Genomic DNA, 11813 nt, shown 5'->3' with positions numbered 1-11813 from the left:
GGCAGAATTGTAGACAAAACCGTATCTTTGCACCTTCTTTTAGAACCCTTGTATGAGTAAGTTAGTAATAGTTGGAACCGTTGCCTTCGATGCCATTGAAACCCCTTTCGGGAAAACCGATAAGATCTTGGGTGGCGCCGCAACTTATATCGGTCTTTCCGCAGCACAATTTAATGTGGACTCGGCCATTGTTTCGGTAGTGGGGGGAGATTTTCCTTCGGAATATATAACAATGCTCGAAAGCAAAGGTATTGATGTTTCAGGCCTCGAGATCGTAGAAGAAGGAAAAACCTTTTTCTGGAGCGGGAAATATCACAATGATATGAATTCCCGTGACACTTTAGTAACAGAGCTTAATGTATTGGCCGATTTTAATCCGAAGGTACCTTCAGCATATACAGACGCAGAAGTGGTAATGCTTGGGAACCTTCATCCACTAGTGCAGTTGAGCGTTATTGAACAAATGGATAGCCCCAAACTTGTGATCCTCGATACCATGAACTTCTGGATGGACAACACCCTTGAAGAGTTGATGCAGGTAATCGCAAAGGTCGATGTAATAACGATAAACGATGAGGAAGCACGACAGCTAACCGGAGAATATTCGCTGGTTGTGGCTGCTCAAAAGATCATGGCGATGGGACCCGATTATGTGGTTATTAAAAAAGGAGAGCACGGAGCATTATTATTTCACCAAAACGATGTGTTTTACGCACCCGCCCTGCCGCTGGAAGAAGTTTTTGACCCCACCGGAGCCGGAGATACTTTTGCAGGAGGCTTTGCCGGATTTTTGGCCAAGAGTGGTGATATAAGTTTTGAAAATATGAAACAGGCGGTGATCTTCGGGTCCTGTCTCGCCTCATTCTGTGTAGAGCGCTTTGGAACAGAACGGATGCTTGAGTTATCCAAAAAAGAAATTCATCAGCGCTTGCAGCAGTTTAAGAGCCTGACACAATTTGAAATAGAATTAACATGATAACGCGCCCTGATTTTTCAGGGCGTTTTTTGTAGATTTAGAAATACTTTTTCAACAACAATGAGCGACGCTTTAAAACATGAATGTGGGATTGCAATGGTGCGATTACTGAAACCATTGCAGTATTATAAGGACAAGTACGGTACTGCGTTCTACGGGGTAAATAAAATGTACCTCATGATGGAGAAGCAGCATAACAGAGGGCAGGATGGCGCCGGTTTTGCGAGTATAAAGCTGGATGTGGCTCCCGGAGAACGTTATATTAGTCGAGTACGATCCAATGCTTCTCAGCCCATTCAGGATATTTTTGCTCAGATCAATGAGCGTATAAACCTGGATTTTGAAGCCCATCCTGAATACAAGGATGACGTGTCGGCTCAGAAAAAGAACATTCCATATATCGGAGAGTTACTTCTTGGTCATGTGCGCTATGGTACCTTTGGAATCAACAGTGTTGAAAATGTACATCCCTTCCTGAGACAGAACAACTGGATGCACCGTAATCTTATCATTGCCGGGAATTTCAATATGACAAATACCACCGAGTTATTCAACAACCTCATCCAACTAGGGATGCATCCCAAGGAAAAGGCCGATACGATTACCGTTATGGAAAAAATTGGTCATTTTTTGGATGATGCAGTACGTAAATTGTACAAAAAAGCAAAAGCTAAGGGAATGACCAAAATAGAGGCTTCTCCCTATATCGCTGAAAATCTGAATCTGGCAAAGATACTTCGTAAATCGGCTAAAGACTGGGATGGCGGCTATGCTATGGCGGGTTTACTGGGTCATGGAGATGCCTTTGTGTTACGCGACCCGGCAGGAATTCGTCCGGCCTACTATTATAAGGATGACGAAGTGATCGTGATCGCTTCGGAAAGACCTGCGATACAAACTGTCTTTAATGTCCCATTCCAATCGGTACACGAAATTGATCCGGGACACGCTGTGATCATTAAAAAAAGCGGCGAATTGCAGTCGTCGGAGATCTTGCCTCCATTGGAGCGTAAATCCTGTTCATTTGAGCGTATTTATTTTTCCCGCGGAAGCGATGCCGAGATCTATCAAGAACGTAAAGAACTGGGGCGATTGGTAATGCCTAAAGTTTTAAAAGCCATAGATCACGACACCGAAAATACAGTATTTTCATTTATTCCAAATACCGCTGAAACCTCTTTCTACGGGATGCTTGATGCAGCTCAGAACGAGCTGAACAAACAAAAGAATGAGGCCATTCTTAAAGAAAAAGAGACCCTAACCACAGAGCGACTATTGCAAATTCAGGAACATAAGATCCGTACTGAAAAGATCGCGATCAAGGATGTGAAACTTCGCACTTTTATAACCGAAGACAGCAGTCGGGATGATCTGGTTGCCCATGTGTATGATGTTACTTATGGCGTTGTAAAGCCGGAGGATAACCTGGTGATCATAGACGACAGTATCGTTCGAGGAACGACTTTAAAGAAAAGTATCTTAAAAATGCTCGATCGTTTGAGCCCAAAGCAGATCGTAGTGGTATCTTCGGCACCACAAATTCGCTATCCCGATTGCTACGGAATTGATATGGCGAGACTGGAAGCGCTTATCGCATTCAGAGCAGCGTTGGAACTGCACAAGGATAGAGGGACATATGCCATCGTTGAAGAAATTTACAACAAGTGTAAGCAGCAAACCGAAATGGAGGATCGTGAAGTGGTGAACCATGTAAAAGAACTCTACGCCCCTTTTTCGGATGAAGAAATTTCTGATAAGATCGCCGAATTGTTGAGTGATGAGTCGATCAAAGCCAAAGTAAAACTCATATTCCAATCTGTAGACGATCTTCACAAGGCTTGTCCTAAAAATCTGGGTGACTGGTATTTCACGGGTGATTATCCTACAGCGGGAGGAAACCGTGTCGTAAATCGGGCTTACATAAACTTTTACGAAGGCAATCCCGAAAGAGCCTACTAGACTGTTAATAAGTCTTAGGTTATAGGTTGTTTTATGTCGTTTATCGGATTAACATTTCACTTTATCCAAAAGTGGGAAAAGTCTGTCAAGCATTCAAAATTTAAATTCTATCTTTGAACCATACCATAGCATAAGTAGGTTAAGTTCATGGTAAGATTTGGGGCAAAAAGGTAAACGCTTGTTTACCTTTTTTTTTTGGTCCAAATCTTAATGGGGTGGCGAGCCGCTAAATACTTCCTTTGAAACTCACATATACTGCGAGCCGCTTCACACCCCATAAAACTACTGTTTACCTTTTTTTTTGGTCCAAATCTTAATGGGGTGGCGAGCCTCTAAATGCTTCATTTGATATTCACATATACTGCGAGCCGCTTTACACTCCATAAAACTACTGTTTACCTTTTTTTTGCCCCAAATCTTAATGGGGTGGCGAGCCGCTAAATACTTCCTTTGAAATTCACATATATTGCGAGCCGCTTCACACTCCATAAAACTACTGTTTACCTTTTTTTTGCCCCAAATCTTAATGGGGTGGCGAGCTTCTAAATACTTCCTTTGAAACTCACATATACTGCGAGCCGCTTCACACCCCATAAAACTACTGTTTACCCTTTTTTTTGGTCCAAATCTTAATGGGGTGGCGAGCCTCTAAATACTATGAAATTCACATATATTGCGAGCCGCTTCACACTCCATAAAACTACTGTTTACCTTTTTTTTTGGTCCAAATCTTAATGGGGTGGCGAGCCTCTAAATACTTCCTTTGAAATTCACATATATTGCGAGCCGCTTCACACTCCATAGAACTGCCGGTTACCTTTTTTTGGTCCAAATCTTAATGGGGTTTTCCGTCGGTATGCCCTTGTCTACAATTTATTAAAAGCTGAAGTAAACTATTATTGTAAAAGAATAGTTATTTACTTTTATAATTGGAAAGCAATACTCAATCGAGAATAAATTTGATAGTATAGGAAAACTGTATTCGACCTTAATCTGAATGAGATGATCGTAGTAGCAATAATTTTTATACTGCTTGGAGTCCTGATCAGGTACTGTAAATGGTATTTTTTAATAGCAGGTTACAATACTATGTCTGATGAAGAAAAACAAAAATACGACATCGAAGGTATAGCAAAACTCTTTAGAAATGTAATGTTTGGGATGGCATCAATGATCATTCTTGGATATTTTATTGCCAAATTTTTTAAAAGTCCGAATATTTTGGAATGTTCATTCTGGATTTCCATCATCATAGGGGTTCCCTATTTATTAATTAAGTCGAACTCAAAGAGATATAGGAAGAATTAAGATCCTTACTTTTCATAACAAGGTATATGGAATGATACAAAACATCATAATATTTCCGCTGGACTACTACAACACTAATTGGGCTGAAGATGACTAAACTTAAGATAATAATTATCTGTATTTGTGTCTGCATTTCCTGTCAAGAAAAAAAAGAAGGTCAACATGATCCTGAAAAATCATTCGTTAATGAATGGCATATTAAAACAGATCATCATGTTCACTTGATGAGTCCACATCTCATATCACTTTGGAAAGAAATGGGAATTCCGTTCACAAGGACAGATCACTATTATGCTAACATTGATACGATCCTCAAAACTAATAAGGCGACCAACATTTCTCTGGTTTCTATGGCTTATGTGTATTCTTCAAGGGATTTTGGAGGTAATACAATAGATGTTTTGAAAAAAACTCAGCAAGAAAATGACTATCTGGCTAATGCTAAATCAAAATATCCAGACAGAATTAAAGCGTATTATGGCGTGGATCCACTTAGTGAATTTGCTCTTGCCGAAATAGAACGATGTCATAAAACCCTAAAGCTCGATGGTATAAAACTTCACCACAATGCGTCGCAGGTATACTTAACAGAGCCCGATCATTTGAAACAAGTCAAAAGCGTGTTTCAGTATGCTTCAGACAATCGAATCCCGGTCTTGTTACATTTTGACAATTCCCATCCCAATTTTGGAAAAGAGGATGTGCGTATATTGGCAGATTCCGTTTTAAAAGAATTAGATTTTTTAGATCTCCAAATTGCTCATTTTGGAACTTCGGGAGGTTTCAGTACAAAGACGAAAATTATTTTAGACCGTTTTATTGATCTTTTTGAAAAAAACCACCCCATAACCAAACATAAAATTACCTTCGACATTTCTGCAGTCTGTCTTGACAAGCAGGCGGAAGGTATTGCCCCTTTAACGCAAGAGGAATTTTCGGATTTAACGCATTACTGCAGAAAGATCGGGTATAACAGAATCGTATTCGGCACCGACTATCCTTTGTATCGAACCGATGAATACCTCAGTATTTTAAGAACAAAACTGAATCTGTCCCAAATTGAAGTAGAACAACTACTGGAGAAGAAATAGATTCTGGTAAGAAACTAGATTCATCGCAGGTTGTTTTTAAAAAGATGGCATTTTTTAAGCCGGTATAACTTGAAAATGAAGAATATATTTATTTACTTTGTTTTTCAAAGTACTTTATTCATGTGATGGATATGTTGAACAAATTTGATCGTATACATTTCGCTGCAAGACAAAACCGGTGGTTAAGGTATTTCACTATATTTTGTCGCATTCTTCTTGCCTATGCATTTATCACAGCCGGCTTGATAAAGGTCCTGGATGAACGCTTTGCCAGCGGATTGTCACCGTTGCATCCCATGGGTGCTTACCTCGAAGCCCTGCACCATACCGGATATTATTACACTTTCATTGGTATTGCGCAAATAATTGCGGCTGTTTTATTACTCATCCCCCGAACCGTGGTTTTAGGCGCAGTACTCTATTTTCCTATTATACTGAACATTTGTATCCTTTCCCTGGCAGTGCGCTTCGAGGGCTCCTATGTCACCTCTCCCCTAATGGTTTTGGCCAATTTGTACATTCTTATATGGTATTATGACCGACTTAAATTTATATTACCTTTTAAACAATTTCCGGATTCAGATATTCTTAAAAAACCCGAGAAATACAATAATAAATTTCCATTTCTATTTTTTACGGGGGTAGCAGTCACCTTCGGAATTGTCATTCTGGTATTCCTCTACGGCAACGAAGTAATGCCCAGAAACGCTCTGGCAGACTGCAAAAAACAGTTCAGTGCTACTGAAAAGGAGTCTATAGGGTTCAAATTTTGTGAATGTATTCATATAAAAGGAAATACACTTACAAACTGTCTTGAGGAGTACAAAGCAGACAGCTTACGATAAACCATTTTATAATTGAATTTCCTGTCAGAAATAATATAATCTACCCAAAGACAACATTCTTTCAGCCCTTTCGTTTTTTTATAAAATCTAATCAATGAAACTGAAAAATTCTTTCTTGCTAATCTTAATGCTAGTCGTCATCCTATCCTGTAATGGAGATGATGATTCCTGTACGCCCGGTATTGTAGAAATAACTAGTCTGGAAGCAGAATACGGATGTGTCAATACCAAGAATGAGATGGAGATTAACCTTAGTGACGATTTTGTGATCATTACATCCCAATCAGATTTTGACAGCCAAGTTACAGGCAGCTGTCAGCCAGATATCAATTTTTCTATATACGATCTGGTTATCGGCAAGAAAGCGCTCACCTCCGGAAATACATCAATAACATATGAACTCCTCAGGAATTGCGATACACAAATTCAAACGCTCACCGTCACCTTTGTTCAGAATGCAACTACCGAAGCTCCAAATCTAACGTATCACGCACTTATTCCAAAACTAGAAAACGGACAAGTTTTAGAAGTTGACATCATTGTAAACTAGAATAATGATATCAGTTTCGTAGATCGAACGCTAACGTTTCCTTACGATTGCATAAGTTATTTGTAGTTCTTTTCCTATAAAATTACGCATTTATGCTTTTTAACGAAAAAACAGGTTATTGGTCTAAAAATTGATTTCGAGAAGTATTTAATAATATATATTTGATACATACCATAGCATAAGTAGGTTAAGTTCATGGTAGATTTGGGGCAAAAAAAGGTAAACTCTCGTTTACCTTTTTTTATTGGTCCAAATCGTATTGGGGTGGCGAGCCTCTAAATGCTACTTTTGATATTCATATACCCTGCGAGCCGCTTCACCTTTCCATAAACTCCGCTAATCTTAGTAATTGCCCCAAATCATATTGGGGTGGCGAGCCTCTAAATGCTACTTTTGATATTCATATACCCCGCGAGCCGCTTCACCTTTCCATAAACTCCGCTAATCTTAGTAATTGCCCCAAATCATATTGGGGTGGCGAGCCTCTAAATGCTACTTTTGATATTCATATACCCTGCGAGCCGCTTCACCTTTCCATAAACTCCGCTAATCTTAGTAATTGCCCCAAATCATATTGGGGTGGCGAGCCTTTAATATTTTCTTATGTAAACTCATCTCCTGCGAGCCGCTTCACACCCCATAAAACTACTGTTTACCTTTTTTTATTGGTCCAAATTGTATTGGGGCGGCGAGCCTCTAAATGCTACTGTTGATATTCATATACCCTGCGAGCCGCTTCACCTTTCCATAAACTCCGCTAATCTTAGTAATTGCCCCAAATCATATTGGGGTGGCGAGCCTTTAATATTTTCTTATGTAAACTCATCTCCTGCGAGCCGCTTCACCTTTGTGTGAACTCCGTTGAACATATAAACTGCCCTAAATCTAAACGGGGTGGCGAGCCTCTACCTTTTTCCTATGAAAACAAATCTCCTGTGAGCCGCTTCACCTTTCCATAAACTCCGCTAATATTAATAATTGCCCCAAATCGTATTGGGGTGGCGAGCCCCGGCTAGTTTTTATTTTTTCCAAAATTGATCTTCCTTTGTCTAAAATCAAGTTCTTGTAAAAATAAAAACCCACCAATTGGTGGGTTTTCAATATCTGATATTTCTTTATTATTTGTTCTGAGCATATCTTGCTCCTACCTCTTCCCAATTGATTACTTCAAAAAAGGCGTTCACATAGTCAGGACGACGATTCTGATAATTCAGGTAATATGCGTGCTCCCATACATCCAATCCTAAAATCGGTGTTCCTCCGCATCCTACACCTGGCATTAACGGATTATCCTGATTAGGCGTAGAACATACCTTTACGGCACCTCCCTTATGAACACATAACCATGCCCATCCTGAACCAAATTGTCCTTTCGCAGCATTCGAAAACTCCTCTTTAAACGCTTCAAAGCTGCCAAAAGCATTATCAATGGCTGTCGCCAACTCACCGGATGGCTTACCACCACCATCGGGTGACATAATTTCCCAGAAAAGGCTGTGATTATAAAAGCCTCCACCATTGTTACGTACTGCCTTGTTATCCATATCGAGGTTTATAAGAATGTTCTCAATGGTCTTACCTTCCATGTCGGTTCCTTCTATGGCACTGTTAAGCTTGTCTGTATACCCTTGATGGTGCTTTCCGTGATGGATCTTCATTGTTTTTTCATCTATATGGGGCTCAAGCGCATCGTGCGCATAATTTAGTTGTGGAAGTTCAAATGACATAATATAATTTTTTAAGATTAACTTTTTAATTTCTAGTCAAAGTTACACATAATCACTGTGTAAAACTGTTATAGATTTTATAAGATTTCTATACCGTTATAGATAATAGTAATATTGGCTTATCGCTACAATTGTTTTATTAATTTAGTAAAAAGTTTTTCTTGAAAAATTCCATTCCTTTTTTAATCTTCGACGCAGCCGCAGGAAGCGGAAAAACTTTTACACTCGTAAAAGAATATTTAAAAAAAGTACTTACCGATCCCAAACCCGACTATTATAAAAATCTACTGGCGATCACCTTTACCAATAAGGCCGTCGCCGAAATGAAGCATCGTATTGTTGAAAATTTGAGAGCATTTTCTGAATCCAACGCAGTCGATTCTCCTCCTGCCATGTTAATCCAGATTTCAAATGAAACCGGGCTTACCGAGGTTCAACTTCATGAACGAGCAAAAAATACCTTAAAACATCTTATACATCACTATGCCGGTTTTAGCGTTGAAACCATCGATAGTTTCAATCATCGTCTTATTCGAACCTTCGCCAGAGATTTAAAATTGGCTTCGAATTTTGAAGTGAGCCTTGAAGAAGGACAACTATTATCTGAAGCTGTAGATAATCTGGTGAGTAAAGCCGGAATAAATGAAAAAATTACTCAAGTACTTATCGATTTTGCGCTTTCAAAAACCGATGAAGACAAATCCTGGGATATCTCCAGAGATATTGCTTCCGCTGCAAAAATTCTATTCAGTGAAAATGATAATGCTCAAGTGGAGAATCTCAAAAAAAAGACCTTAGATGACTTTATTCAGTATACTATCAAAATTAAAAATGCTAAACATGAATACAGCACTCAATTGGTGGCTATCGCATCAGAAGTGCTTCGGTTAATTGAAGAAAGCGGATTGCAGGCTGAGGATTTCAGTAATAAATCACTTCCTGCCTATTTCGGTAATCTTAAGTCCGGGAACTCCGTTAATTTTAATTTAAAATGGCAGGAATCTCTAGGTGAAAAACCACTTTATCCGGGGCGTGTTCTAAAAGATTCTCCTCATGTTGCCGAAACCATAGACGAATTGACCCCCCGTTTTATAGATGCTTTTGAAACCACAAAAGCCCTTTATTTTAAAAAAGCACTATATGCTTCAATTCTTAAAAATCTCATCCCGCTATCTGTGATTAATTTGGTTAATGAAGAATTGGAGGCCATTAAAAACGATCGCAATTTATTTCCGATCTCACAGTTTAACAGCCTTATAAATAATGAGATCCGCAATCAGCCGGCACCATTTATTTACGAGCGTTTGGGTGAAAAATACCAACACTTTTTTATTGATGAGTTTCAAGATACTTCATTGCTTCAATGGAAAAACCTTATACCGCTAATTGACAATGCGTTATCTCAGAGCAATCTCGACGAGCAATCGGCCAGTCTTCTGCTGGTGGGGGACGCAAAACAGTCCATTTATCGGTGGAGAGGCGGACTCCCTGAACAATTCATAGGACTTTATAACAAGGATAATCCGTTCTCTATAAGAGAAAAGAAAGTCGAAAACCTTCAAACGAACTGGCGAAGTTGTAAAGAGATCATAACCTTCAATAATGAGTTCTTCACGCATATAGCCGAAAATTTCGGGAACTCAGTACACCAACAATTATACAAAATCGGAAATCAACAACAGTGCAATGAAAAGAAGGACGGGTTTGTGAAGATCCTTTTCAATGAAGCCGAAAATAAAGCTGAAGAGCACGAAATATATGCCCAACAAGTATTTGAAACTATTCAGTCACTGCGTAAGCAACAATACGCGCTTAACGAAATTTGCATCCTGACCCGAAAAAAGGCCGATGGAATTGAACTGAGCTCATATCTACTAGAGCGGGATATTCCGATAGTCTCTTCTGAAACGCTACTGCTTCAATATTCTCCGGCGGTGAAATTTTTACTGAACACCCTTTCGCTAAGTCTATTTTTCGATCATAATGAACATAAAATTGAATTTCTGGACTTTATAATTACACATCTAAATAGTACTGAAGACACCCATGCCGTCTATAAAAGATTCCTGGGATTTTCTTCAGAAGAATTTTCTGAAGCAATTACCTCTTTCGGTATTGATTTTAACTTTCAGCAATTACACTCGCTTTCCCTATACGAAAGTTTGGAAATAATCATTTTAAGCTTTAAGCTTGCGGAAAAAGCCGATGCATATCTGGACGCATTTATGAATCTGGCTTTCGACTTTGAACAACAACCTCAAAGTGGAAAGCAACTGTTTTTGGAATATTGGGAAACCGTAAAAGATGTTTCAGCAGTACCCATAAATGAAAGTGTGGATGCTGTGCGTTTAATGACCATACACAAAGCTAAAGGTCTGGAATTTCCCGTAGTGCTTTTTCCCTTTGCCGACGTGAATATCTACAAAGAAATGGATTCAAAATCATGGTATCCGGTAGATGACCCCGCGGCGCAGTTCACTGAGGTTTTAATCGATTATAAGAACGAAGTGGAAAATTATGGAGCAGCGGGCCGTGAGATTCATGAAAAGCGCAGGCAAAGATTAGAATTGGACAATTATAACCTGCTGTATGTAACGCTTACCCGCCCCATTGAACAACTTTATATTTTTTCAAAAAAAGTAAAACAGAATTCTGCAAACGAAATCACGAATTACAACAGCCTATTCATAGATTTTCTCAAACATAAGAATATGTGGGAAGATGAAAAAATGGACTATGAGTTTGGTGTTTCAAGAAGAACAATGCTTTCCAAGGAAATACGAAATGTGGAACAAATCCTTCCCGAATATCCGCTGTCTAAACCCTCAGATCATAATCTCGAGATCGTCTCAGCCGAAGCATCATATTGGCAAACGGAAACCGAAACAGCAATCTATACCGGAAATATTTTACACGACAGCATGGCTGAAATCACGCATAAAGATGATATAGTTCCGTTCTTTGAAGCGCTGGAATTGGACCCTCTTCTTTCAAAGGAAGAACAAACAGATCTAAAAGATAGCATGACCCGTATAGTGATGCATCCCCAATTATGCGAATATTTTTTAGACTACGAGTGGGTGGCCAACGAAAGAGATATTATTACAAGGGACGGGGTAATTCAACGCCCTGATAGACTAAATTTTAATCGTGATGGATCTGTAACTATCATAGATTATAAGACCGGCGAGATGAGTGAGCATCACGAAGTACAAATTCGAGGTTATGCGGCAGCAATTCAGGATATGGGCTATAGTGTTAAAGAAATGCTTATAATCTATAGCGTAGGAGGAGATATTTTGATAAATAAGATTTAAATTTGAACCTGATCTAAGTAGCACGAGAAAAACAATATTT

The 11813-nt window shown here is 39.1% G+C and carries 9 protein-coding genes; 7 read left to right on the top strand and 2 right to left on the bottom strand.

Features of this window, described 5'->3' with window-relative positions:
• The first annotated feature begins 52 nt into the window (after positions 1-52).
• A complete protein-coding gene (locus ALE3EI_RS05040; RefSeq protein ID WP_186991524.1) occupies positions 53-976 on the top strand; it encodes a PfkB family carbohydrate kinase in 924 nt (307 codons plus the stop codon).
• A gap of 60 nt (positions 977-1036) precedes the next feature.
• A complete protein-coding gene (locus tag ALE3EI_RS05035) occupies positions 1037-2935 on the top strand; it encodes an amidophosphoribosyltransferase (protein WP_186991522.1) in 1899 nt (632 codons plus the stop codon).
• 282 nt (positions 2936-3217) lie between these two features.
• Here the strand turns inward: ALE3EI_RS05035 and ALE3EI_RS05030 are convergent, their stop codons facing one another.
• Positions 3218-3529, bottom strand: a complete 312-nt coding sequence (locus ALE3EI_RS05030; protein ID WP_186991519.1) for a hypothetical protein — start codon at positions 3527-3529, stop codon at positions 3218-3220.
• Between the two features lie 408 nt (positions 3530-3937).
• On the opposite strand from ALE3EI_RS05030, the gene ALE3EI_RS05025 reads away from it, so the two are divergent.
• The 4 genes from ALE3EI_RS05025 (at position 3938) to ALE3EI_RS05010 (ending at position 6729) form a co-directional block, all read left to right on the top strand.
• Entirely contained in the window at positions 3938-4243 is a 306-nt protein-coding gene (locus tag ALE3EI_RS05025; protein ID WP_186991516.1) for a DUF3784 domain-containing protein, read from the top strand.
• Positions 4244-4332: 89 nt separating this feature from the next.
• Positions 4333-5334, top strand: coding sequence for an amidohydrolase family protein (locus tag ALE3EI_RS05020; RefSeq protein WP_186991513.1), 1002 nt, complete (start codon positions 4333-4335; stop codon positions 5332-5334).
• Positions 5335-5576: 242 nt separating this feature from the next.
• Positions 5577-6179: a DoxX family protein gene (locus tag ALE3EI_RS05015; protein WP_233280004.1), complete on the top strand. Its 603-nt coding sequence runs from the start codon at positions 5577-5579 to the stop codon at positions 6177-6179.
• 94 nt (positions 6180-6273) lie between these two features.
• Positions 6274-6729, top strand: coding sequence for a hypothetical protein (locus ALE3EI_RS05010; protein WP_186991507.1), 456 nt, complete (start codon positions 6274-6276; stop codon positions 6727-6729).
• 1118 nt (positions 6730-7847) lie between these two features.
• Here ALE3EI_RS05010 and ALE3EI_RS05005 read toward each other — a convergent pair.
• On the bottom strand, positions 7848-8456 hold the full coding sequence (locus ALE3EI_RS05005) for a superoxide dismutase (RefSeq protein ID WP_222614547.1): 609 nt from the start codon (positions 8454-8456) through the stop codon (positions 7848-7850).
• Positions 8457-8617: 161 nt separating this feature from the next.
• On the opposite strand from ALE3EI_RS05005, the gene ALE3EI_RS05000 reads away from it, so the two are divergent.
• Positions 8618-11773 (top strand): UvrD-helicase domain-containing protein, encoded by a 3156-nt coding sequence (locus ALE3EI_RS05000; RefSeq protein WP_186991504.1) that lies wholly within the window; start codon positions 8618-8620, stop codon positions 11771-11773.
• The last annotated feature ends 40 nt before the right edge of the window (positions 11774-11813 follow it).

Source organism: Constantimarinum furrinae, assembly GCF_014295415.1.
GTDB lineage: Bacteria > Bacteroidota > Bacteroidia > Flavobacteriales > Flavobacteriaceae > Constantimarinum > Constantimarinum furrinae.
This window is presented reverse-complemented; position numbering and strand designations above follow the sequence as displayed.